Origin of the sequence: Rhodococcus sp. O3, assembly GCF_048897285.1 — a bacterium.
GTDB lineage: Bacteria > Actinomycetota > Actinomycetes > Mycobacteriales > Mycobacteriaceae > Rhodococcus.
The window spans coordinates 26,230-49,936 of record NZ_JBMBTE010000002.1; the positions used below are offsets into that span (position 1 = coordinate 26,230).

At 68.1% G+C, this 23,707-nt stretch carries 24 protein-coding genes; 13 read left to right on the forward strand and 11 right to left on the reverse strand.

What is annotated here, in order from left to right; genetic code table 11:
- A complete protein-coding gene (locus ACN675_RS01130) occupies positions 1-915 on the reverse strand; it encodes an LLM class F420-dependent oxidoreductase (protein ID WP_420749154.1) in 915 nt (304 codons plus the stop codon).
- 333 nt (positions 916-1,248) lie between these two features.
- On the opposite strand from ACN675_RS01130, the gene ACN675_RS01135 reads away from it, so the two are divergent.
- The 8 genes from ACN675_RS01135 (at position 1,249) to ACN675_RS01170 (ending at position 8,436) form a co-directional block, all read left to right on the forward strand.
- A complete protein-coding gene (locus ACN675_RS01135; protein WP_420749286.1) occupies positions 1,249-2,076 on the forward strand; it encodes an IclR family transcriptional regulator in 828 nt (275 codons plus the stop codon).
- A gap of 64 nt (positions 2,077-2,140) precedes the next feature.
- A complete protein-coding gene (locus ACN675_RS01140; RefSeq protein ID WP_420749155.1) occupies positions 2,141-3,007 on the forward strand; it encodes an alpha/beta fold hydrolase in 867 nt (288 codons plus the stop codon).
- Between the two features lie 98 nt (positions 3,008-3,105).
- Positions 3,106-4,284: an acyl-CoA dehydrogenase family protein gene (locus ACN675_RS01145; protein ID WP_420749156.1), complete on the forward strand. Its 1,179-nt coding sequence runs from the start codon at positions 3,106-3,108 to the stop codon at positions 4,282-4,284.
- Positions 4,285-4,320: 36 nt separating this feature from the next.
- Positions 4,321-5,250 carry a VOC family protein gene (locus ACN675_RS01150; RefSeq protein ID WP_420749157.1) on the forward strand — a complete coding sequence of 310 codons (930 nt, stop codon included), beginning with the start codon at positions 4,321-4,323 and terminating at the stop codon, positions 5,248-5,250.
- Between the two features lie 9 nt (positions 5,251-5,259).
- Complete coding sequence (locus ACN675_RS01155) at positions 5,260-5,739, forward strand: nuclear transport factor 2 family protein (RefSeq protein WP_420749158.1); 480 nt, start codon at positions 5,260-5,262, stop codon at positions 5,737-5,739.
- Positions 5,740-6,006: 267 nt separating this feature from the next.
- Positions 6,007-6,618, forward strand: a complete 612-nt coding sequence (locus ACN675_RS01160) for a TetR family transcriptional regulator (RefSeq protein WP_420749159.1) — start codon at positions 6,007-6,009, stop codon at positions 6,616-6,618.
- A 130-nt stretch (positions 6,619-6,748) separates the two neighbouring features.
- A complete protein-coding gene (locus ACN675_RS01165; protein ID WP_420749160.1) occupies positions 6,749-7,525 on the forward strand; it encodes an SDR family oxidoreductase in 777 nt (258 codons plus the stop codon).
- Positions 7,522-8,436, forward strand: a complete 915-nt coding sequence (locus ACN675_RS01170; protein WP_420749161.1) for an SDR family oxidoreductase — start codon at positions 7,522-7,524, stop codon at positions 8,434-8,436. The genes ACN675_RS01165 and ACN675_RS01170 overlap by 4 nt, the downstream gene beginning before the upstream one ends.
- Positions 8,437-8,492: 56 nt before the next feature.
- Here ACN675_RS01170 and ACN675_RS01175 read toward each other — a convergent pair whose 3' ends face one another.
- The 3 genes from ACN675_RS01175 to ACN675_RS01185 all read right to left on the reverse strand — a co-directional run bounded on the left by ACN675_RS01175 (position 8,493) and on the right by ACN675_RS01185 (position 10,872).
- Entirely contained in the window at positions 8,493-9,152 is a 660-nt protein-coding gene (locus ACN675_RS01175; RefSeq protein WP_420749162.1) for a GNAT family N-acetyltransferase, read from the reverse strand.
- A 78-nt stretch (positions 9,153-9,230) separates the two neighbouring features.
- Positions 9,231-9,641 carry a nitroreductase family deazaflavin-dependent oxidoreductase gene (locus ACN675_RS01180; protein ID WP_420749287.1) on the reverse strand — a complete coding sequence of 137 codons (411 nt, stop codon included), beginning with the start codon at positions 9,639-9,641 and terminating at the stop codon, positions 9,231-9,233.
- Between the two features lie 67 nt (positions 9,642-9,708).
- A complete protein-coding gene (locus ACN675_RS01185; protein WP_420749163.1) occupies positions 9,709-10,872 on the reverse strand; it encodes a steroid 3-ketoacyl-CoA thiolase in 1,164 nt (387 codons plus the stop codon).
- A gap of 186 nt (positions 10,873-11,058) precedes the next feature.
- Here ACN675_RS01185 and ACN675_RS01190 point away from each other — a divergent pair, with 186 nt between their 5' ends.
- A complete protein-coding gene (locus ACN675_RS01190; RefSeq protein WP_420749164.1) occupies positions 11,059-12,312 on the forward strand; it encodes a cytochrome P450 in 1,254 nt (417 codons plus the stop codon).
- A 55-nt stretch (positions 12,313-12,367) separates the two neighbouring features.
- On the opposite strand, the gene ACN675_RS01195 is transcribed toward ACN675_RS01190, so the two are convergent.
- Genes ACN675_RS01195 through ACN675_RS01220 form a run of 6 tightly spaced genes read right to left on the reverse strand, consistent with a single transcriptional unit; the run spans position 12,368 to position 17,501 of the window.
- Positions 12,368-12,955, reverse strand: a complete 588-nt coding sequence (locus ACN675_RS01195) for a nucleotidyltransferase family protein (RefSeq protein WP_420749165.1) — start codon at positions 12,953-12,955, stop codon at positions 12,368-12,370.
- Between the two features lie 16 nt (positions 12,956-12,971).
- Positions 12,972-13,385 (reverse strand): nuclear transport factor 2 family protein, encoded by a 414-nt coding sequence (locus tag ACN675_RS01200; RefSeq protein ID WP_420749166.1) that lies wholly within the window; start codon positions 13,383-13,385, stop codon positions 12,972-12,974.
- A complete protein-coding gene (locus ACN675_RS01205; RefSeq protein WP_420749167.1) occupies positions 13,382-14,263 on the reverse strand; it encodes a TIGR03619 family F420-dependent LLM class oxidoreductase in 882 nt (293 codons plus the stop codon). Before ACN675_RS01205 ends, ACN675_RS01200 begins: the two co-directional genes overlap by 4 nt.
- A gap of 12 nt (positions 14,264-14,275) precedes the next feature.
- Positions 14,276-15,451 carry a thiolase domain-containing protein gene (locus ACN675_RS01210; protein ID WP_420749168.1) on the reverse strand — a complete coding sequence of 392 codons (1,176 nt, stop codon included), beginning with the start codon at positions 15,449-15,451 and terminating at the stop codon, positions 14,276-14,278.
- A 1-nt stretch (position 15,452) separates the two neighbouring features.
- On the reverse strand, positions 15,453-16,514 hold the full coding sequence (locus ACN675_RS01215; RefSeq protein WP_420749169.1) for a thiolase domain-containing protein: 1,062 nt from the start codon (positions 16,512-16,514) through the stop codon (positions 15,453-15,455).
- A 15-nt stretch (positions 16,515-16,529) separates the two neighbouring features.
- Positions 16,530-17,501 carry an OB-fold domain-containing protein gene (locus ACN675_RS01220; protein ID WP_420749170.1) on the reverse strand — a complete coding sequence of 324 codons (972 nt, stop codon included), beginning with the start codon at positions 17,499-17,501 and terminating at the stop codon, positions 16,530-16,532.
- A 91-nt stretch (positions 17,502-17,592) separates the two neighbouring features.
- Here ACN675_RS01220 and ACN675_RS01225 point away from each other — a divergent pair, with 91 nt between their 5' ends.
- Both ACN675_RS01225 and ACN675_RS01230 read left to right on the forward strand, forming a co-directional pair.
- On the forward strand, positions 17,593-18,630 hold the full coding sequence (locus ACN675_RS01225) for an LLM class F420-dependent oxidoreductase (protein ID WP_420749171.1): 1,038 nt from the start codon (positions 17,593-17,595) through the stop codon (positions 18,628-18,630).
- Positions 18,631-18,857: 227 nt separating this feature from the next.
- On the forward strand, positions 18,858-19,814 hold the full coding sequence (locus ACN675_RS01230) for a hypothetical protein (protein ID WP_420749172.1): 957 nt from the start codon (positions 18,858-18,860) through the stop codon (positions 19,812-19,814).
- A gap of 129 nt (positions 19,815-19,943) precedes the next feature.
- Here ACN675_RS01230 and ACN675_RS01235 read toward each other — a convergent pair whose 3' ends face one another.
- Positions 19,944-20,780, reverse strand: coding sequence for a crotonase/enoyl-CoA hydratase family protein (locus tag ACN675_RS01235; protein WP_420749173.1), 837 nt, complete (start codon positions 20,778-20,780; stop codon positions 19,944-19,946).
- 77 nt (positions 20,781-20,857) lie between these two features.
- Here ACN675_RS01235 and ACN675_RS01240 point away from each other — a divergent pair, with 77 nt between their 5' ends.
- Positions 20,858-22,516, forward strand: a complete 1,659-nt coding sequence (locus tag ACN675_RS01240; protein ID WP_420749174.1) for an acyl-CoA synthetase — start codon at positions 20,858-20,860, stop codon at positions 22,514-22,516.
- Between the two features lie 12 nt (positions 22,517-22,528).
- Entirely contained in the window at positions 22,529-23,641 is a 1,113-nt protein-coding gene (locus tag ACN675_RS01245; RefSeq protein ID WP_420749175.1) for an NAD(P)H-dependent flavin oxidoreductase, read from the forward strand.
- Positions 23,642-23,707 lie beyond the last annotated feature (66 nt).

The window sequence follows — 23,707 nt, forward strand, 5'->3', positions numbered from 1 at the left end:
TTATCGGGAGCTTTCGTCGAGATCGGAAGATGTGTGCGGAGAATCGGATTCGAATTCGGCCCCGGCCTCGCCGGCGATCTCGCGCAGCGCCGCGAGCTGATCACAGTAGTGCTCCGCGCCGGTGGAGGCGAAGGTCGAGCTCACGATCGTGGCGCCGATCGCGCGGCGTCGTTCGAGGGCCCGCAGTGTGGCGTCGCGGTCGCCGAGCGGATCGAGCGGGCGGCCGGTGTCGAGGACGACGTCGAATCCCGCCGGTGGATCCACCTTGCGCAGCATTTCGTCGATCTGCTGCACGGTGAGACCGAACGGCAGCCAGCCGTCGCCGAGCGTGACCGCGCGACGCAGCGACCGTGCGGTGCGGCCACCGATCCAGAACGGCACCCGCGGCTGCACCGCGTGCGGGCGTACCTCGACGTCCGCATAGTCGTAGTAGGTGCCGTGGAACTCGGGATTCGGGGTCGACAGTCCGGTGCGCAGGGCGCGGAGTGCTTCGTCGGCGCGGGCGCCGCGGTCCTCGAAGGGCGCCCCGAGCAGTGCGAATTCCTCCTCGAGGCTGCCGACGCCCAGGCCGAGGATCAGCCGGCCGCCGCTGACGGCGTCGAGGGTGCCGTACCGCTTGGCGATCTCGAGGGGATGGTGGTAGCCGAGTACGAGCACCCGGGTGTTGAGCCTGATCCGGCGGGTGCGTGCCGCGAGGTATCCGAAGGTCGCGAGCGGGTCCCAGTAGACGCCGCCGCGTTCGGCGGCGATCCGGGTGGGGACGGCGACGTGTTCGCTGCACGTGACGTGGTGGTAGCCGAGGCGATCGGCAGTCTCGGCGACGCGCGCGAGTTCGTCGATGCCGGCGTGGCGCTCCCATTCGGCGCGGGAGGCGGGGTGGTCGATGACCACGGGGGATGTGACACCTATGTACATGCGATCGAACCCCTCGTACGCGAACCCGGCGCGCGCCCGGGCGGCGGCGCGGGGGTGAAGCGCGTGATCGTCCTTCCCGACCGTTCTACCGGTCGGGGAACGGGTGTCCGGTGTGCTTCCTGATCAGTGGGATGTTGTCAATCATGGCCCGATCGGTGATACTTGTTAGGTCGGTCACAAGAATGAATTTCAGTCTCTTGGGGTCTCCCTCGGTCCGAGGGGTTGGAGGAGGTTACGTCGATGCCCGAATTCGATGCTGCTACAGGGGAATACAAGACGACATCGGAGTCGGCCCGGGGATCGTCGGCGCCGCAGCGCGAACTGCCCGCCTCCATGGTCGAGCGCATGACACTGATCCTCGACGCCTTCGACAACGCCTCCTCCCGGCTCACCCTCGAAGAGGTGGCCTGCCGCACCGGGCTGCCCCGCTCGACCGTCCACCGCATCCTCGACCAGATGGTCCGGCTCGAATGGGTCGACCACGCGTCGTTCGGCTACTGTCTCGGCCGCCGCGCCAAGTCGCTCGGCGCCGGGGACAACGGCCACGGCCGCATCCGCGAGGCGGCGGCGCCGCTGCTCCACGAACTGCACCTGCAGACCGGGATGGTCGCACATCTCGCGGTCCTCGACCGCAACGAGATCGTCTATCTCGACAAGGTCGGCGGGCAGCTCGCCGCCACCCTGACCTCCCGCGTCGGCGGCCGCGTGTCCGCCCACGCGACCGCGTGCGGCAAGGCCATCCTCGCCGGCCTGCAGCCCGAGCACGTCGACGCGCTGTACAGCGCCGGCCTGCCGCGCCGCACCGACCGCACCATCTCCGACCTCGGGGTACTGCACCGCGAACTGGGCCGGATCCGGCAGCGGCACGGGCTGGCCTTCGAAACCGGCGAGGCGATGGCCGGCATGGCATGCGTCGGCGCGCCCGTCCGCAGCCCCCAGGGCCCGGTCGCGGGCATCTCGCTGTGCGGCCCGACTCGTCCCGGTCACCTCGACCGCATCGCACCACTCGTCGCCGACGCCGCGCGCGACGTCTCGCGCATGCTCTACCCCGAGCTGGGGACGCCGCGCCGCGCGCGTCGTCTCGCCGACGATTCCGTGTCCTTCACGGTTCCCGACACGGCCGAGCAGTTCGTCGCCGGTGGAGCCGGAGCATGGGCCTAGCAACGGGTCCCGTTCACCGGGAGCCTGCGCACACGGTGCCGGTGTCGCTGGGAATGTACCGGTCATGACGACGGAACTGAGCTACGAGGAGACCGCGCGATCCATCACGACGGACCGTGGTGTGCTCCGATACCACGAAGCCGGTGACGGACCGCCCCTGCTGTTGCTGCACGGCTCCGGTCCGGGTGTGACCGGATGGCGCAACTACCGGGGTGTGCTCGCCGATCTTGCCGAGCACTTCCGTTGCCTCGTCCTCGAATTCCCCGGCTTCGGCGTCAGCGACCCGTGCGCGGGTCATCCCATGGTGATGGCCCGTCACGCGGTGACCGACTTCCTCGACGCCCTCGGCCTCGACCGCGTCTCGATCATCGGAAACTCGATGGGCGGCATCGTCGGAACCCAGTTCGCCATCGCCGAACCCGACCGGGTGCACAAGCTCGTCACGATCGGCGGGGCCGGCCGGTCGGTGTTCGCGCCGTCGCCCGGTGAGGGCATCCGGCTGCTGATGGAATTCACCGACGACCCGACGCGGGAGAAGCTCGTCCGCTGGCTCCACTCGATGGTGTACGACCCCGCCGTCATCACCGACGAATTGATCCAGGAGCGTTGGGAACTCGCCACCGAACCCAAGACGCTCGAGATCGCCCGCCGGATGTACAGCACGGCCGCGTTCCAAGCCGGTGCCCGCGCCGCGCTCGCGTCCACCGAAACCCCCTACTGGGCGCAACTCGGCAAGATCACCGCACCGACCCTCATCACGTGGGGACGCGACGATCGCGTCAGCCCCGTCGACATGGCGATGCTCCCGATGCGCGAGCTGCGCAACGGCGAACTGCACGTTTTCCCGAACTGCGGGCACTGGACGATGATCGAGGCCCGCGACGCGTGGCTCGCCACCGTCCTCGCCTTCCTCAACCGCAAGGACGCGTGAGCGATACCGCTCACCCCACTTCGATCCCGCTCGGCGGGCGCGACTCCCACGGACGTCCGCCCCGATCACCCGGGCGCCATACAGAAAGCCGGAAGATCATGGGACAGGTTCTCGATTCGCTCACCCCGTTCGCCGACGAGATCCGCGCCGACGGCGCCGAAGGCGACAAGCTGATGCGCCTGACCGATCGCAGCGCCAAGCGACTGCGGGACTCCGGAGTCATCCGGATGCTCCAGCCCGCCGAGTTCGGCGGCCTCGAAGCGCACCCGCGCGAATTCGCCGAGACGGCAATGGCTCTCGGCGCCATGGACGGTGCAACCGGCTGGGTCTCCGGCATCGTCGGCGTGCACCCCTGGGAGATGGCGTTCTTCGACCCCAAGGCCCAGCAGGAGGTGTGGGGCGAGGATCCCGACACGTGGATCGCCTCGCCGTACGCGCCGATGGGTGTCGCCACCCCCGTCGACGGCGGCTACATCCTCAACGGCCGCTGGTCCTTCTCGTCCGGCACCGACCACTGCAACTGGGTCATGATCGGTGCCGCGCTCGGCGACAAGGACGGCAACCGGCTGAGCCCGCCGAAGTCCCTGCACGTGCTGGTGCCGCGCTCGGACTACACCATCGACCACGACAGCTGGAACGTCGTGGGCCTGCGCGGCACCGGGTCGAAGGACCTCGTCATCGAGAACGCCTTCCTGCCCGAGTACCGGACGCTGTCCGCCGAACGTGTCATGGGTGGTGTCGCCTGGAAGGATGCCGGACGCGACGAGACGCTGTACCGGTTCCCGTTCTCGTGCATCTTCCCGCTCGGTATCACCTCGTCGCTGATCGGCATCGCCGAAGGCGCCCTCAACTGCTACATCGAAACGCAGAAGTCGCGGGTGACGGTGTCCGGCACCGCGATCAAGCAGGACCCGTACGTGCTGTCCGCGCTCGGTGACGCGGCCGCCGAGATCGCCGCGTCGCGCGCCGCGATCCTCGAGACCGTCGATCGTTTCTGGGACCTGACCGAGCAGGGGAAGGAGGTCACGTTCGAGATGCGGGCCATCGGCCGGCGCACCCAGACCGCCGCGGCCTGGCGTGCCGTGCGCGCCGTCGACGAGATCTTCGCGCGGGCCGGTGGCGGTGCGCTGCAGCTCACCAATCCGCTGCAGCGGTTCTGGCGCGACGCCCACGCGGGCCTGAGCCACGCCATCCACGTGCCCGGCTCGATCTTCCACGCGGCCACGCTCACCCAGCTGGGCGAAGAGCCGCAGGGCATGATGCGCTCGATGATCTGATCGCCGAATCCACCTGTCACGAAGGAACATCGAACAATGACGGACATCAGGGGCCTGGGATATCTCAGGATCCAGACCACAGACATCGCCCGGTGGCGTGAACTCGTCGTCGACGGGCTCGGCATGGCGGTCGGCTCCGGACCGGAACCGGACGGGCTGTACCTGCGGATCGACGAGCGCCGCGCACGCCTGATCGTGCTGCCCGGCGAGACCGACAAGGCACTCGCCGTCGGCTGGGAGGTCCGCGACCAGTTCGCGCTCGAGCGGGTGCGCGAGGCCGTGGAGAAGGCCGGCATCGCCGTCGAGGTGCTGTCGGAACAGGAGTCGCTGTACCGCGACGCCGAGCAGGTCATCGCGTTCGACGATCCGGGCGGCACCCGCGTCGAGGTGTTCTTCGGCCCGGTGCTCGACCACAGCCCGGTCGTGACCCCGTTCGCGAGCCGGTTCCACACCGGCGAGGAAGGACTCGGGCACGTCGTGCTGCCGTGCTTCCGGTTCGACCGGGTGTACGAGTTCTACACCGAGGTCCTCGGCTTCCTGCCGCGCGGCGCGATGCGCGTCGGCGGTCCGTCGGCACCGCCGCCGGCGCGGCGGGTCCGGTTCCTCGGTGTCAACCGGCGCCACCACAGCCTCGCGTTGTGCCCGGCGCCGCCGAGCGAGCAGCCCGGCCTGGTGCACCTGATGCTCGAGGTCGAGACTCTCGACGCGGTCGGGCAGGCTCTCGATCGTGTTCGTGCGCTGGGCTTCTCGATCTCCTCGACACTCGGCCGCCACACGAACGACAAGATGATCTCGTTCTACGTGCGGGCCCCCGGCGGCTGGGACATCGAGTTCGGCACCGAGGGCACGCTCGTCGACGAGACGTTCTACACCGCCGAAGAGATCACCGCAGACAGCTACTGGGGCCACGACTGGTCCGGTTCCGAACCGCTCGCCGCGTTCGCGCCGCCGAGCGCGCAAGCGTAGGGAGTGGCGATGACCGACCAGACCACACTCGTCGAGCAACTCGTCCGACGCGTCGAACTGCTCGAGGACACCCTCGCGATCCAGCAGCTCATCACGACCTACGGGCCGGCCGTGGACAGCGGCTCGGCCGAGGCGGTCGGCGCGCTGTGGACCGAGGACGGGGTGTACGAAGTCGATTCGGGTGCTTACCGGGGCCGTGACGCGATCATGGCGATGGTGCGTTCCGAGGCGCACCAGGGCTACATCCACGGCGGCTGCGGCCATCTGCTCGATCCGTTGAACATTCGAATCGACGGGGACACCGCGGTTGTCACCTGCCATTCGCAGCTGATCCTCAACACGGACAAGGGTTTCCGCGTCAAGCGTGTGACCGCGAACCGGTGGGAACTGGTGCGTGCGGATGGCCGGTGGCAGGTGAAACTGCGCATCGCGCGCGTCCTCGACGGTCGCGCCGACGCCCGCGACCTCCTCGCCGCGGGCGTGGCCTGACCAGGATTCGCCGGCGGTCGCGGATTCCGAACGCGCCGCGGTAGAACAGCATCGGCCGGGCCGTCGAGACATCCGAACTCGACGGTCCGGCCGACCATCATGTCGTGATCCCCGCGACGCACACGTCGCCGGTCCCGGCGGGCCAGGCGAGTGATCCGCGGCCGATTCCCGCTCGGTGGACGCTCGTGTTACCGCGCGCCGGAACGACCCTCCAGGGCCTGCTCGATGGGACAATCGGTCGCGATCGGAACGGAAAGGGGAGCGACAATGCCCAGGATCGGTGTGGCGCGGGACGGCGCCGAACCGTCTTCGGCGGACCAGCGGGAGCGGCACGTCCGCATTCTGGACGCGGCTGCGCACCTCGCGACCGAACACGATCTCGCGCACGTGCAGATGACCGAGGTCGCCAAGCGGGCCGGCGTGGCGATCGGAACGCTCTACCGGTACTTCCCGTCGAAGACGCACCTGTTCGTGGGTGTGATGCTGCATCGGCTCGAACGGTTCGCCCGGTACCGGCGTAACCCGGCGCCCGATCGTGGTCTGTCCGCGCAGGACGCGATCTGCGAGGCGCTGATCGAGATGACCCGCGAACTCGTCGCGCACCCGTCGCTGGCGCTGGCGATGTTGCAGTCCAACAGCACCGCGGCCGCCGGTGCGGTACCCGACTCGGTCAAGATCGAGGAGCAGTTCCAGAGCATCGTTCTCGACGCCGCCGGCATCACCGATCCCACCGACGCGGACCGCGACGTGCTGCGGCTGCTGTCGATGCTCTGGTACGGCGTCATCATCGCGCACCTCAACGGCCGATCGAGCCTCGAGGAGGCCGAAAGCGACATCAGGCGCAGCTGCCGCCTGCTGTTGGTGAATCTCGCGGCGTAGCCGCCCGTGTGCCCTTTCGGCGGTCCTGACCGCCTGAAGTACACACCGGCCTTAACAAACCAAGCGATTGCTTGGTAAGTTCCTGAGTGCGCCCCCGGAATATGGGGCATCAATCGGAGTGGAGGCACGGATGGATCTGGGACTCGACGGCGCAATTGTGCTGATCACCGGAGGCGTACGTGGGGTCGGCGCCGGCATCACCCGGACGTTCCTGCGGGCAGGCGCGACGGTCGTGACGTGCGCGCGGAACCGGCCCGAGCAGAACATCGAAATCGACGGCCGCACCGCCGAATTCCTCGAATGCGACGTGCGTGACCCGGATCGGGTGCGTGAACTCGTCGACACCATCGTGGCCCGCCACGGCAGGCTCGACGTGCTGGTCAACAACGCCGGTGGCTCACCCTTCGCGCTCGCCGCCGACGCCAGCCCCAAGTTCCACGCCAAGATCGTCGAACTCAACCTGCTCGCGCCGCTGATCGTTGCGCAGGCTGCGAACGCGGTGATGCAGCAGCAGGACAGCGGCGGCTCGATCGTGAACATCTCGAGCGTGAGCGCGCACCGCCCGACACCCGGCACCGCGGCCTACGGTGCCGCGAAGGCGGGCCTCGACAGCCTCTCGACGACGCTCGGCGTCGAATGGGCACCGAAGGTGCGGGTCAACTCGGTCGTGGTCGGCATGGTCGACACCGAACAGTCGCACCTGTTCTACGGCGACGAGGAAGGTATCGCCGCCGTCGGCGCGACCGTCCCGGCGGGCCGGCTGGCCACCCCGGACGACATCGGCAACTGCGCCGCATTTCTCGCATCCCCGCTGGCGGCGTACGTCAGCGGATCCACACTGACCGTCCACGGCGGCGGCGAACGCCCTGCCTACCTGGCAGCGGCACGAACGAAGGAGGCAAAGTGAGTGGACTGCTGGACGGTCGCGTCGTCATCGTGACAGGCGCCGGGCGGGGGCTCGGCAGGGCCCACGCGCTGGCATTCGCCGCGGAAGGCGCCAAGGTCGTGGTCAACGACATCGGTGTCGGCAGCGACGGGTCGGCGACCGGGGAGACCCCCGGGGAACAGGTCGTCGCGGAGATCCGCGCGGCCGGTGGTGAAGCCGTGGTCAACGGCGACGACGTCGCCGACTGGGACGGCGCCGCGAACCTGATCAAGACCGCGCTCGACAACTTCGGCCGCCTCGACGTTCTCGTCAACAACGCCGGATTCCTCCGCGACCGCATGCTCGCGAACATGAGCGAAGAGGAGTGGGACGCGGTCATCCGCGTGCACCTCAAGGGTCATTTCGCGCCGATGCGGCACGCGATGACGTACTGGCGCAGCGAGTCCAAGGCCGGCAATCCCGTCGACGCCCGGATCATCAACACCAGCTCCGGCGCGGGGCTGATGGGCAGCATCGGCCAGGGCAACTACGCCGCCGCCAAGGCCGGCATCGCGGCCCTGACGATCCAGGCCGCCGCCGAGTTCGGCCGCTACGGCGTCACCGTCAACGCGATCGCGCCGTCCGCGCGGACCCGCATGACCGTCGGTGCCGGCGGCGCGATGGCCGAGATGATGGCCGCGCCCGAGGAGGGCTTCGACGCGATGGCGCCGGAGAACGTCTCGCCGCTGGTCGTGTGGCTCGGCAGCGCCGAATCCAAGGACATCACCGGCCGCGTCTTCGAGGTCGAGGGTGGCAAGGTGTCCGTGGCCGACGGCTGGCGTCACGGCGAGGTCGTCGACAAGGGCGAGCGCTGGGATCCGAAGGAACTCGGCCCGGTCGTCGAGAAGCTCATCGCCGGATCTCAGCCGCCGACCCCGGTCTACGGCGCCTGAACGACGCGTGCGCGGTTCCGGTGGCGGTGGCTACCGGAACCGCGCACGAGCACGGGCTATGCGGGGGTGCGGATGATCAGCGTCGAACCCGGGAAGTACGCGGCCAGCTCGGTGCGGGCCTGCTTGAGGGTCGCGGTGCCGTAGCCCTGCTTGCGCAGCTCGGGGCGGACCCAGATGCGGACCTCCACCTCGTGCCCGGTCAGCTCACCGAACGCGAATCCGACCGGCTTGGGCTCGTCCCCGGTCAAATCCTCCGCCACGAGCCACATCGCCGTCTCGTCGTCGATGCGTTCGGCCGCCGCAGCGCGTTCGCGCGCGATCCTTTCGTCGCTGGAGTCGTCGAGCTGTTCGGCACAACGTTCCTTGAACAGCTCCGTATCCGCGGCGCTGTCGCAGATCGGCCGCATCCGGAAATGCGCACCCGTCGCGTAGGGCCGTTCGGCCGGCGTCCAGGTGAGCACTGCGTCGAGATCCTCGAGCTCCGCGCGGATCTTCTTGCGCTCGGCCTTCGTCAACCGCCGGAACGGCAGATTGAGCACGGCCTCCGCACACTGCTCGTTCGTGTCGAGCAGCTGCGCGATCATGGCGATCGCGTCGGATCGATCATCGCTCTCGACGATGGCATCGAGGACCTCGTGGCGTCGTTCGAGCGCGCGCAGCAGGGCCGCGGCGATCTCACGACGATCGAGTACCTGATCATGGTTGGTGGTTGTCACTGGTGACATCCCTTCTCGAGAGCGGGCAGAACTTCCTCCAGTATTGCCGGTTCCGGCCCAGGGGGAAGAGGCGAAGGTTCAATCACACACGACGACCGGGATCGTGCGTTCCGTCCAGGACTGGTACTTGTCGAAATCCGGATACATCTCAACGAGTCTCGGCCAGTATTCGGCACGCTCCTCCGGTGTCGCGACGCGGGCGCGCATCGTCCGCACCCGCGACCGGATCTGGATCGTCACCTCCGGGTTCGCCTGGATGTTGCGGTACCACAGGGGATGTTTGGGCTGCCCGCCCTGCGAGGCGACGAGCACGACGCGGTCGCCGTCCTCGAGGAACAGCAAAGGCAGCGTGCGCGGCCGACCGGTCTTGCGGCCCGTCGTGGTCAGCAGGCACACCGGGATGCCCCACGGAAAAGCACTGCCCACCCGCCACTTTCCGCCGAGCCTGCCGCCGGTGGCGCGATAGGCCTTCACGTTCGCCCGTGACATCCACTTGATGATCGAGACGGTCCACTTCGAATCCAGACCGGGCGGTGCGGCGGGTGTCGTGCTCACGTCAGATCCGCTCGATGATGGTGCCGGTTGCGAGGGCGCCGCCGGCGCACATCGTGATGAGCGCCGTCGACGCGTCGCGCCGCTCGAGCTCGTGCAACGCGGTCGTGATCAGCCGCGAACCGGTCGAGCCGACCGGGTGGCCGAGCGCGATCGCACCACCGTTGACGTTCACCTTGTCCATGTCCGGCCCGTGGACCTGCGCCCACGACAGCAGCACCGACGCGAACGCCTCGTTGACCTCGAACAGGTCCAGGTCGCCGATGCTCATCCCGGACTTCTCCAGGACCTTCGCGGTGGCCTGCACGGGACCGTCCAGGTGGAACTCGGGTTCGGCGCCGACGAGGGCCTGCGCGACGATGCGGGCCCGCGGCTTCAGGCCCAGTGCCTTCGCCTTCGCCTCGTCCATGAGCAGCACCGCGGCGGCACCGTCGGAGATTTGCGACGACGTGCCGGCGGTGTGCACGCCACCCTCGACGACCGGCTTCAGCTTCGCGAGCGACTCGGCGGTCGTCTCGCGCAGACCCTGGTCGCGGGTGACGGTCTGCTTCTCGCCGGTGAGGTTGCCTTCCTTGTCGACGACGGGCGCGACGACCTGCAGCACCTCGCGGTCGAAGCGGCCCTCCTCCCACGCCTGCTTGGCCAGGGCCTGCGAGCGCACACCGAGCGCGTCGACGTCCTCGCGGGTGATACCGCGGCGACGCGCGATCCGCTCTGCGGCGCCGAACTGGTCGGGCATGTCGATGTTCCAGGACGCGGGACGACGCGGCCCGGCGTGCTCACCGACGTTGGCGCCCAACGGAACCTGAGACATGGCCTCGACACCGCAGGCGATGCCGGCGTCGATGGCACCGGTCGCGATGAGACCGGCGATCATGTGGTTGGCCTGCTGCGCGGAACCGCACTGGCAGTCGACGGTCGTGGCGCCGGTCTGCCAGGGCAGTCCGGCGTGCAGCCAGGCGGTGCGGGTGATGTTGTTCGACTGGGCACCGGCCTGGGTGACGCAGCCGCCGATGACCTGCTCGACGAGCATCGGGTCGATGCCGGCGCGTTCGACGAGTCCGCTCTGCGCGGCCCCGAGGATCTCGGCGGCGTGCAGACCGGCGAGCCATCCGCCGCGCTTGCCGATCGGGGTGCGTGCCGCCTCGACGATGACTGGTGTGCCCACGGCGGGCTCCTTTCTGCTCCTGTCTTCGCAAAATAGAACAGGTTCCCAAGGAGGACAAGGCGTGTCCGAGTGACCGGGAGCCACGGATTCCTTGGTCTTGCGGCTCGCCTGTGTTTGAATGGATCTAGAACGTGTTCCACATCACGGGTGTGTGATGTACCGGCCAGGGTAGGAGAGAGTTCAGTGGTGGCGCAGCCCAACATTCCCGAAGACATCGACTTCACCGACCCCGACCTCTACGAAGGGCGCATGCCGTTCGAAGAGTTCGCCGAGCTGCGTCGCACGGCGCCGGTCTGGTGGAACAAGAAGTCCCCCGACAAGGGTGGTTTCCACGACGAAGGCTTCTGGGTCGTTTCCCGACACGAGGAGGTCCGCGAGGTCTCCCGCCGCAGCGACGTGTTCTCGAACTGGGAGAACACCGCGATCCCGCGCTTCGCCGACGACATGGAGCGCGCCAACATCGAACTGCAGCGCCACGTCCTGCTCAACAAGGACGCCCCGGAACACACCAAGCTCCGCAAGCTCGTCGCCCGCGGCTTCACCCCCCGCGCCATCAACGCACTGCGCGAGGACCTCGAGCGCCGCGCCCGCACGATCGTCGAAGCCGCCGCCAAGGAAGGCAACGGCGACTTCGTCACCCAGATCGCGGCGGAACTTCCGCTGCAGGCCATCGCCGACCTGATCGGTGTGCCACAGGAGGACCGCACCAAGATCTTCGAGTGGTCGAACCAGATGACCGGCTACGACGATCCGGAGAACACCGCGGACCCGGCCATGGCGTCGATGGAGGTCCTCGGCTACGCCTACCAGATGGCGGCGGCCCGTAAGGAATGCCCGGCCGACGACATCGTCACCAAGCTCATCGAGGCGGACATCGACGGCGACGAACTCTCGCCCGAGGAGTTCGGATTCTTCTTCATCGTCCTCGCGGTCGCCGGCAACGAGACCACCCGCAACGCCACCACGCACGGCATGCTCGCGTTCCTCGAGCATCCCGAGCAGTGGGAGATCTTCAAGCGTGATCGTCCGAAGACCGCGGTCGACGAGATCATCCGCTGGGCCACGCCGGTCACCTCGTTCCAGCGCACCGCCCTCGAGGACACCGAACTCGGCGGCCAGACGATCCGCAAGGGCGACCGTGTCGTGATGCTGTACGCGTCGGCGAACAACGACGAAGAGGTGTTCGAGAACCCGCGGGAGTTCAACATCCTGCGTGATCCCAACCCGCACTTGGCTTTCGGCGGCACCGGCGCGCACTTCTGCCTCGGCGCGAACCTGGCCCGCATGGAGATCGAGATCATCTTCAACGCGATCGCCGACCTCGTCCCGGACATCACCAAGGTCGCCGACCCGAAGCGACTGCGCTCTGCGTGGCTCAACGGCATCAAGGAATTCCAGGTCGATTACAAGACCCAGGGTGGCTGCCCCGTCAAGCACTGACCCCCGCGGCTCCCGGTGATGGGTGCCTCTCCGTCGTCGAGCGGAGAGGCACCCATCATCCGTTCCGGGGGTCGTCCAGAAGATGCAGGTCCTCGGGAGTGTCGATGTCCGCCGCGTCGGCGAGGGACGAGCAGTCGAGACGTCGCACGCGGTCGCGGTTGCGTGCCAGGAACGACCGGGCGCCCTCGTCGCCGGTGGCCTGCGCGGCGGCGGCAACCGCGTCGGAGCGGTCGAACACGACGGGATGCCCCGGCCGGTCGCCGAACACCGGCAGCGTCACCGTCCCGGGCTCGTGTTCCGACAGCACGGTGTGCACGAGTTCGGCGGTGATTCCGGGGAAATCCACCACGGTCAACGCCACCGTCGCGTGCCCGGACGACGCACCGACGCCCGCCCGCAGCGACGTCGACATCCCTTCCGCCCAAAGCGGATTGCGCACTATCGTCACGTCGGGGCCGCACTGTGCGGCGACGTCCTCTCCGTAGGCGCCGACGACCACGACGACCTCGTCGCAACCGCCCTCCCGCAGCGCATCGACGACGGTATGCAACAGGGGACGGCCGCGGTGGGGCAGAAGCGCTTTCGCGCGACCACCCAACCGCGAGCCGTCCCCTGCAGCGAGAACGATCCCGGCCACGGTCATGGGCCGAGAATACCGGCTACTCGACGGGGCGAGCCGTCTTCATGGCCCGCTCGACCTCCCAGAACGCGCGCAGCGACGCGATCTTCCCGTCGCCGTCGGTCCGGTACACGAACACGCCCTCGGCGTCGATGACGGTGCCGGCCAGCGTGGTCCGGATCGTGCCGATGTTGACGCACTCGTCGCCGCACACCAGCACGTCGTCGATGAGGAACTCGAGCTTCTCGGTGTTCGCGATCGTCATGTCGTAGAACGCGGAGATCGCCTCCCGGCCGCGGTGGCCCTTACCCTCCGGATCGAAACCGGACGGGCCGACCGGGTCCTCGACGCAGCCGTCCTCGGCGAACAGCGCCAGCCACTCGTCCTTGCGGCGGGCACTGGCCGCGGCCTGCGACGCACGCGCCGCGATCCGGGCGGGATGCTCCTCGCTCATACCGCGTTCCTTCCGTGAATGTACTTGTCGGCGAAGCGATGCAAAGACTCCTGTTTCGCCTCGAGCGGAGAGTCGAAACCGTGGCCGTCGAAGATCCACGGCACCACGATGATGTCGGTGACCCCGGCGTCGGCGAGTTCGGCGTAACCGGACGAACCGAACCGGTCGACGGACACCGCCTGGATCTCGAACGGAAGGTCGCTGCGGCCGTACTCGGCGCGCAGCACTCGCAGGCGGTCGATCACGGCGGTCAGGTCGTCGAACTTGATCATCGCCGAGGTCCAGCCGTCACCGACGCGCGCTGCGCGACGCAACGCCACGTCGGTGTGCCCGCCGATGTAGAACGGCACGGGCTTGCTCGGCGCCGGGCTCATCTGCAACCGGTCGAAGTCGAAGAACTCGCCGTGATGCTCGACCATACCGCCGCCGAGGATCAGCTTGATGACCTCGATCATCTCGTCGACCCGCTTGCCCCGCTTCGCATACGGCGCGCCACACCACTCGAATTCTTCGGGCGCCCAGCCGATTCCGACGCCGAATCCGAAGCGGTTGCCGGTGAGGTTGGCGACCGACCCGACCTGCCGGGCCAGGAGCACCGGGTTCCGGGAACCCAGCTTGAGTACCTGGGTGTAGAACCCGATCGTCGAGGTCACCGCTCCCATCGCGGCGGCGGCGATCAGCGGATCGACCCACGGCGTGTCCGGGGTCCACATCCGCGAACCGTCCGGCGTGTACGGGTAGTCGACCGTCTGCTTCTCCATGAAGAACAGCGAATCCGGCAGCGCGATCGACGAGAACCCGCACTCCTCGGCGGTTCTCGCGAGTCCCGGGAGCTGGTCCAGCGGCGTCATCGCGACACCGACGGTGAACTTGACCATGACCGGTCCCTTCTAGTGCGTCGGACGTTCGGAGGAGACGACCCACATCGAGAAGTACTGGGAGCCACCACCGTACGCGTGCCCGAGGGCCTTGCGTGCACCGTCGACCTGGTGCTCGCCGGCCTTGCCCATCACCTGGATCGCGGCCTCCGCGAACCGGATCATGCCGGATGCGCCGATCGGATTCGACGAGAGCACGCCGCCCGACATGTTGAGCGGGATGCGACCGCCGATTGCGGTCTCGCCGGCCTCGGTGAGCTTCCAGCCGGAGCCTTCCTCGGCGAACCCGAGGTTCTCGAGCCACATCGGCTCGAACCACGAGAACGGCACATAGATTTCGCCGCAGTCGATCTCGGTGAGCGGGTCGGTGATGCCCGCGTCCTTCCACAGCGCGGCCGCAGCGACGCGGCCCGCCTCCGGGTTCACCTGGTCGCGGCCGGAGTAGGTGGTGGGTTCGGTGCGCATCGCCGTCGCGTGGATCCACGCGACCTTGTGCCCGGCGGATTCGCGGGCCGCGGCGGTGTCCGCGTCGCCGATCACGATGGCGCATGCGCCGTCGGAGGACGGGCACGTCTCGTCGTAGCGGATCGGGTCCCACAGCATCTGGGACGCCTGCACCGATTCGAGGGTGATGTCGGGCTGCTTGAGGTGCGCGTAGGGGTTCTTCGCGCCGTTGAGACGGTCCTTGACCGCGACCATCGCGCCGATGTGCTCGGGGGCGCCGGAGCGGCGGATGTACGAGCGCACGTGCGGCGCGAAGTAGCCGCCGGCGCCCGCGCCGACGGGCATCGTGAACGGGACGGGCGTCGACAGTGCCCACATCGCGTTCGACTCGGACTGCTTCTCCCACGCGACGGCGAGCACGCGGCGGTGCACGCCGGACTGCACGAGGCTCGCGGCGACGTTCGCGGTGGAACCACCCACGGAACCGGCGGTGTGCACGCGCAGCATGGGCTTGCCGGTCGCGCCGATCGCGTCGACCATCGCGAGTTCGGGCATCATCGAACCCTCGAACAGGTCCGGTGCCTTGCCGATGACGACGGCGTCGATGTCGTCCCAGCCGACCTGCGCGTCGAGCATCGCGCGGTCGATGGCCTCGCGGACCAGGCCGGCCATCGAGACGTCGTGCCGCTTGGCGACGTAGTGGGTCTGTCCCGTACCGAGGACTGCTGCCGGTTGTTTGGCCATGTCAGTTGCGTCCCTCCAGAACGGCTACCAGATTCTGTTGCAGTACAGGACCACTCGTCGCATGTGCGAGTGCGCGGCCGGCGCGGCCGTCGATGATCGCCTGCGCGGCGTACCCGATGCGTTCGAGTCCGCCGGAGAACATCGGGTTGCCGGTCAGCGGGCCACCCGACGGGTTGATCACGGTGGAGTCGCCCAGGCCGATCGCCTCGCGCAGGATCAGTTCCTGATGGGTGAAGGGCGCGTGCAGTTCCGCGATGTCGAAGGCGGTGTCGCCGCCGGTCGCCGCGTGCGCCGCGGCCTGCGCGGACGGGGCGACGGTGAGGTCGCGGGCGCCGAGATTCGGTGAGTCGATGCGGTGTTCGATACCGGTGATCCACGCCGGGTTCTCGCACAGTTCGCGGGCGCGGTCTCCGGACGCGAGGACGATCGCGGCGGCACCGTCGGTGACGGGCGCACAGTCGTGCTTGCGCAGCGGGTCGGCGACGAACGGCTGCGCGAGCAGGTCGTCGACGTCGAAATCGCCGCTGATCTGCGACTTCGGGTTGTTCTTGGCGGCGGCACGGCTGCGCACCGCGATCTCCGCCATCTCGCGTTCGGTCCACTTGCCGGACTCGAGACCGGAGCGCGCCTGGAGGCCGGCGAGGGCGAGCGAGTCGACGCCGAGCGGCGCGACCAGGTACGGGTCGAGCTGCATGGAGAGGGTGCGGCGCAGGTTGCCCGCGGAGGACTTGCCGAAGCCGTACACGAGGGCCGTGTCGACCTCGCCGGTGATCAGCTTGACCCATGCCTCGTACAGGGCCCAGGCTGCGTCCATCTCGACGTGCGATTCGTTGATCGGCGGTACGGCCCCGATCGCGTCGATCGCGGAGATGAAGGAGAACGCCCGTCCGGCAAGGTAGTCCGACGAGCCGGAGCACCAGAAACCGATGTCGCTCTTGGTGATTCCGAGGCGCTCGTAAAGGTCGTGGAAGCACGGGACGAGCATTTCGACGCCGTTGGTGGTGCCGGTGGTCTCACGCACGTGGGGTGCGTGGGTGAAGCCGACGACTGCGATGTCTGTCATTGTTCCCGATGCTCCCTAGAGGTGGTGTTTGAACGTGTCGTAGTCCGCATCGGGTTCGCCCGTGGGACGGAAGTATTCGACGTTGCGCAGGGTGTGCCCCCACTCCTCGCGCGGTCGCCACTTGGCCTCGACGCGCATGCCCATGCGCACATCGGCGGCGTCGCACTCGAGGATCAGATGCAGGAACGGAATGTCCGCGCCGTCGAGCAGCACGTAGGCCGCGACGTAGGGCGGCTTGATCTGCTGCCCCATGAACGGGACGTTGACGATGCAGAAGGTGGTGACAGTGCCCTTGTCGGACAGCTCCACCTGTTCCTTGGTCGGGATGCCGTCGGTCGGGCTCGAGCCGCGGGGCGGAATGTAGACGGGGTCGCCCGGGCCCGTGCGGCCGCCGATGAACTTGCCTTCGGCGAGACCGCGCAGGTAGTAGGACTCCTCGGCGGAGGCGGTGTGCTTGTAGTGCAGGTCGATCGGGGTGACGATCATCGAGACCGGCTCGCCCGCGTCGGCGGCCGGCGTCTCGGTGGCCTCACCGGGTTCGAACGCCGCGATGTCGTTGATGTGGCCGACGCGCTCGTCGGCCCAGCGCACCCGCACCCGCATGCCGGTCTCGATGTCCTCGGGGGAGGCGACGTCCACCGCGTGCAGGATCGAGGAATCGGCGCCGTCGAGCCGGATGAACGCCCACGCGAACGGGCGGTCGAACGGCTGGCCCGGAAGCGGCTGTGCGTTCCACGTCCAGCTGAGGACCGTTCCGGTCTGCCCGACCTCGACGAAATCGAGCAACGGCTCGTGGGTGACCGGGTCGTACTCCGGCGGCGGAACGAGCACCCGGCCGTCGGAGGCACGTGCCCCCACGATCCGTCCGTCGCGCAGACCGGTGACGAAGGCGCCCACGGTCGGTCCGGTGGATCGGGTGTAGTCGAACTTCAGATTCAGTGGTGCGCTCAGCGGTGGCTCGACAACCGCGCTCTTTCCCAGGCTCACAACTTCGAGTAGAACAGGTTCTAGGATTTGAGGCAAGGGTAGCGTCCGACCAGGCCGGTTCCGCACCGGCGACCATCGCGAAAGGTGCCACATGAAACTGGGATTGCAGCTCGGATACTGGGGCGCACAGCCGCCGGCGAACGCACCGGAACTCGTTGCCGCCGCCGAAGCCGCGGGCTACGACGCCGTCTTCACCGCGGAGTCCTGGGGTTCGGACGCGTACACCCCTCTTGCCTGGTGGGGTGCCGAGACCGAACGACTCCGCCTGGGCACCTCCGTCGTCCAGTTGTCGGCCCGCACACCGACCGCCACCGCGATGGCGTCGCTGACCCTCGACCACCTCAGCGGCGGCCGGCACATCCTCGGACTCGGCGTGTCCGGCCCGCAGGTCGTCGAGGGCTGGTACGGGCAACCGTTCGCCAAGCCGCTCGCCCGCACCCGCGAATACGTCGAGATCGTCCGGAAGGTCCTGGAACGCAAGGAACCGGTCACCAGCGACGGGCCGCACTACCCGATGCCCTACACCGGTGAGGGCGCGAGCGGACTCGGCAAGCCGCTCAAGTCCATCACTCATCCGCTCCGCGCCGACATCCCCATCTGGCTCGGCGCCGAAGGACCGAAGAACGTGGCGCTCACCGCGGAGATCGCGGACGGCTGGCTCGCCATCTACTACTCGCCGCGCCTCGCCCCCATGTACAACAAGTGGCTCGACGAGGGCTTCGCCCGTCCCGGCGCCCGGCGCACCCGCGAGGACTTCGAGATCGCCGCGACCTGCCAGGTAGTCGTCACCGACGACAAGGCCGCGACCCTCGCCGCGCAGAAGCCGATCATGGCCCTGTACATCGGCGGAATGGGCGCCCCCGAACTGAACTTCCACGCCCAGGTCTACCGGCGCATGGGCTACGACGCGGTCGTCGAGGAGGTGACGTCGCTGTTCCGGTCCGGTCGCAAAGACGAAGCGGCCGCGGTCATTCCGGACGAGATGGTGGCCGAGACGATGATCGTGGGCAACCGGGACGAGGTGCGGGACGGAGTGCGTCGGTGGGAGGACGCGGGGGTGACGATGCTGCTCGTCGCCTGCCGAAATGCCGACCACGTGAGGTCGCTGGCGGACGTCGTGCTGGGCTGACCTGTTCCGCCTCCGGCGGTCCGATGTTCTGTTCCGCCTCCGGCGGTCCGAGCGAATGTATCCCTCGTCTCCTTCAATCGAGTGGGTGTACCACTCGCTCGGCCGAAGAGGGTGGGGGACGCCCCGAGCGGGGGGTCGTTGTCCACAGGCGGGCGTTCTATCCACAGATCCTGCGGCAGTGGCGTCTCGACGGCTCGAGGCCGACGACGGCATCGCATGATCGGCGCATGAGACGAGGAGAATGGGCAGGGGACCCCGAGACGTTGCTCAGGATCGCGAACCACGGAATCATCGCGGATTCGACGCTGCGGAGGGTCGGGGTGTCGGGTTCGGCAATCCACCAGAGGTGCAGGCCGGGCGGTCCCTGGGAGCGCGTTCTCCCGGGGATCATCCACCTGAAGAACGGGCGGCTGACGGATCACCAGCGGTCCGTCGCGGCGCTGATGTACAGCGGTGAAACAGCGATCCTGACCGGGCGCGCGGCGCTCCGCGAGTACGGATTCGACAGCGCCGGATCCGGAGCCCACATCCTGCTTCCGGCGGAACAGCGCATCCAATCGAAAGAATTCGTGCTGGTGGAACGTACGCGCCGAATGCCGGAACACGTGGCTCGGCGAGGACTTCGCTGTGCGCCGATCGTTCGGGCCGTTCTCGATGCGGCACGCCGCTGCACGACGCTGGACACGACGCGTGCGTTGATCGCCGAAGTCGTGCAGCGGGGAGCAGTGACGGTGCCCCAATTGTCGGAGGAACTCGAGGCCGGCAGCGGCCGAGGTTCGGCGTTCCCACGGAAGGTGCTGCGGGAGGTGGCGGCGAACGTACATTCGGTCCCGGAAGTGCACGCACGGAAACTCTGGCTGCGCAGTGGGTTACCGGAGATGGTGTTCAACCGGGACGTCGTCGATGGTCACGGCAGGTTCGTCGCGCGTCCCGACGGCTGGATCGACGAGGTCGCGATGGCTTGGGAGATCGACTCGCTCGCATGGCACCTCTCGCCGGCCGACTACAAGAGGACGCTGGAGCGACGGACGAGAATGCAAAGTCTGGGCATCATCGTCCTGGCGACCGCGCCCAGCGCACTTCGGGACAGCCCGGATCGGGTTGTGACCGAGCTGGTCCGGCACTTCGAGTTGGCGCGGTCGCGTCCACGGCCCCACGTTCGAGTCGTGATTCCCGGCGAATGAACCGGGGATCACGACCGCGACACCCTCCCGCACGTGAGCGAGTGGTACACCCACTCGATTGAAGGAGACGAGGGATACATTCGCTCGGACCGCCGGAGGCGGGCGAGGCGAGGCGAGGGGAGGGGAGTGTCAGGCTCCGGTGAACTTCGGCGCACGCTTCTCGGCGAAGGCGCGGGGGCCTTCCTTCGCGTCCGCGCTCTTGAACACCGCGGCACCGAGTTCGGCGTCGATGCGGAACGCTTCTTCCTCGTGCATGCCCTCGGTGTCGCGGATGGTCTTGAGGATCGCCTGGACGGCGAGGGGGCCGTTGGCCGCGATGGTTTCGGCGATCTCGAGGGCCTTGTCGAGCGCTCGGCCGTCCGGGACGACGTGACCGATCAGCCCGATCTCCTTCGCTTCGGCGGCCTTCAGGTGGCGACCGGTGAGCAGGATGTCCGCGGCGATCGTGTAGGGGATCTGCCGGACCAGCCGGACCGCGGAACCACCGAGCGGGAACAGTCCCCACTTCGCCTCGGACACACCGAACTTGGCGCTCTCACCGGCGACACGGATGTCGGTGCCCTGCAGGATCTCGGTCCCGCCGGCGATCGCGGGGCCCTCGACGGCGGCGATGAGCGGTTTGGTGAGGCGACGGCCCTTGAGCAGGGCGGGCAGCTTCGACAGGTCCCAGCCGCCACCGGCGAACTTGTCGCCGGGTGCGGACTTGTTCATGTCCTTGAGATCGGCGCCCGCGCAGAACGCGCCGCCCGCACCGGTGAGGATCGCGACCCGGATCTCGGGATCGTTGTCGACGCGGTCCCACGCCTCCGTCATGATCGCCATCATTTCGCCCGACAGGGCATTGCGGGCCTCGGGTCGGTTCATCGTCACGATGAGCACGTGGCCGCGCTGCTCGACGAGGCAGTGCGGCGCACGATCCGAAATGTCCGAAGTTTCGGGTGTGCCGGAGGGCGCGGTAGTGGACACTGACAACTCCTGAGGTGTTGTGAACTGGATCTCATTCAGGTCTTGTCAGAAACGGTAACACGTTCTACTTTGATGGCGTGGCCCTAAACATCGCAGACCTCGTAGAGCACGCAATCGACCTCGTCCCCGACCGCATCGCGCTCTCGGCGGACGGTCGCGAGATCAGCTACGCGCAACTGGAGGAACGAGCCAACCGGCTCGGCCACTACCTGCTCGAACACGGCGTCCAGCCGGGCGACAAGGTGGGCATCTACTCGCGCAACACCATCGAGGCCATCGAAGCCATGGTCGCGGTGTTCAAGATCCGCGCGGTGATGGTCAACGTCAACTACCGGTACGTCGAGAACGAGTTGCAGTACATCTTCGACAACTCGGACATGGTGGCGCTGGTGTACGAGCGCCGCTACGCCGACAAGGTCGCCAACGTGCTGCCGTCCACCCCGCAGCTGAAGACCCTGATCGTCGTCGAGGACGGCACCGCTCTCGACGACTCGGCCACCGGCGCAGTCGAATACGAGGACGCGCTCGCCCAGGGTTCGCCCGAACGCGATTTCGGTGAGCGCAGCGCCGACGACCTGTACATGCTCTACACCGGCGGCACCACCGGTGCCCCGAAGGGCGTCATGTGGCGGCACGAGGACGTGTGGCGCGTGCTTGGCGGCGGCATCAACTTCGCCACCGGCGAATACGTCCAGGACGAGTGGGATCTCGCGAAGCAGGGTGCCGAGACCGCCCCCCTCGTTCGTCTGCCCATCCCGCCGATGATCCACGGCGGCGCGCAGTGGGCGACGCTGCAGGCGCTCTTCGGCGGCGGCAAGGTCGTTCTCCTCGCCGAGTTCAGCGGTCACGGCGTGTGGCAGGTCATCGACGAGCACAAGGTCAACCTCATCTTCATCACGGGCGACGCGATGGCGCAGCCGATGCTCGACGCCCTCGCCGAAGGGAACCCGGAAACCGGGCAGCCCTACGACCTCTCCACCCTGTTCTTCATCGGATCGAGCGCGGCGCTGTTCTCCCCGGCGCTCAAGGACAAGTTCCTCGACCAGCTGCCGAACCGGGTGATCTCCGATTCCATCGGCTCGTCCGAAACCGGCTTCGGCGGAATCGGATTCGTCACGAAGGGGCAGTCGCACGTCGGTGCGCCCACAGTGAAGATCGACGCGTCCACCGCGGTGCTCGACGAGGACGGCAACCCTGTCGAGCCGGGTTCGGGCAAGATCGGCCTGATCGCCCGCAGCGGTCACATCCCGATCGGCTACTACAAGGACGAGGTCAAGACGAAGGCCACCTTCCGTGAGATCAACGGCGTCCGTTACTCGATCCCCGGCGACTACGCCCAGGTCGAGGCGGACGGCAGCGTCACGATGCTCGGCCGCGGCTCGGTCTCCATCAACAGCGGCGGCGAGAAGATCTACCCCGAAGAGGTCGAGGCCGCGCTCAAGTCCCACCCCGACGTGTTCGACGCCCTCGTGGTCGGCGTTCCGGACGAACGCTGGGGGCAGCGCGTCGCCGCAGTCGTCGCCACCCGGGACGGCGATCGTCCGTCCGCCAACGCGCTCGCCGATGCGTGCCGCTCCCTGATCGCCGGGTACAAGGTGCCGCGCAGCATCTGGTTCGTCGACGAGATCAAGCGGTCCCCGGCCGGCAAGCCCGACTACCGCTGGGCGCACGAGCAGACCGAATCGCGTCCCGCGGACGACGATTACACCAACGGCTCCGCCGCCAAGGCCGGATAGAAGGGACGGCGGATGCAGACCGACCTCAGCAGGAAGTTCGGAATCGACTACCCGATCTTCGGGTTCACCCCGTCCGAGCACGTGGCAGCGGCCATCAGCCGGGCCGGTGGGCTCGGCGTCCTGGGATGCGTGCGGTTCAACGATCCGGAGGAGCTCGACGAGACGCTCACCTGGATGGACGAGAACACCGACGGCAAGCCGTACGGCGTCGACATCGTGATGCCGGCGAAGGTGCCCACCGAGGGCTCCGCCGTCGACCTCGACAAGCTCATCCCCGCGGAGCACCGTGCGTTCGTCGACCGCACCCTCACCGAACTGGGAGTACCGCCGCTCGGGGACGACGCCGAACACGCCACGGGTGTGCTGGGCTGGCTGCACTCGGTGGCGCGTTCGCACGTGGACGTCGCGCTCGCGCATCGTCCGGCGCTGATCGCCAACGCTCTCGGTTCCCCGCCGAAGGACGTCATCGACCTCGCGCACGAACACGGTGTGCCGGTGGCGGCGCTCGCCGGTGCCGTCGACCACGCGAAGCGGCACGTCGAGAACGGTGTCGACATCGTCATCGCGCAGGGCTACGAGGCGGGCGGTCACACCGGTGAGATTGCCTCGATGGTGCTGTGGCCGGAAATCGTCGATGCGATCGGCGATTCCGCATCGGTGCTGGCCGCCGGCGGCATCGGCTCCGGCCGTCAGGTCGCGGCGGCGCTGGCGCTGGGCGCGTCCGGGGTGTGGATGGGCTCGTACTGGCTGACCACCTCCGAGTACAAGCTCGGTGGAGCGGACAAGGGCCCCACCGCGGTTCAGCGGGCACTGCTCGCCGCGACCTCCGCGGACACCGTTCGCTCGCGGATCTACTCGGGCAAGCCCGCCCGGCTGCTCAAGACCAAGTGGACCGATGCGTGGGCGAAGCCGGATGCACCGGCACCGCTGCCGATGCCGCTGCAGAACATTCTCGTCAGCGAGGCGCATCAGCGGATCTCGGCGGGCAGCGACCCCGAGGTCGTCGCGATGCCCGCGGGGCAGATCGTCGGACGCATGAACGAGATCCGGCCGGTGGCCGAGATCATGGCCGAGTTGGTGGCGGAATACGACAAGACCGTCGACCGCCTCGACGCGGCCCGCTAGACCCGGGGGAGGGTGCAGTGCCCGGGACGGTGAATCCGTCCCGGGCACTGATAATTTCCGATACTG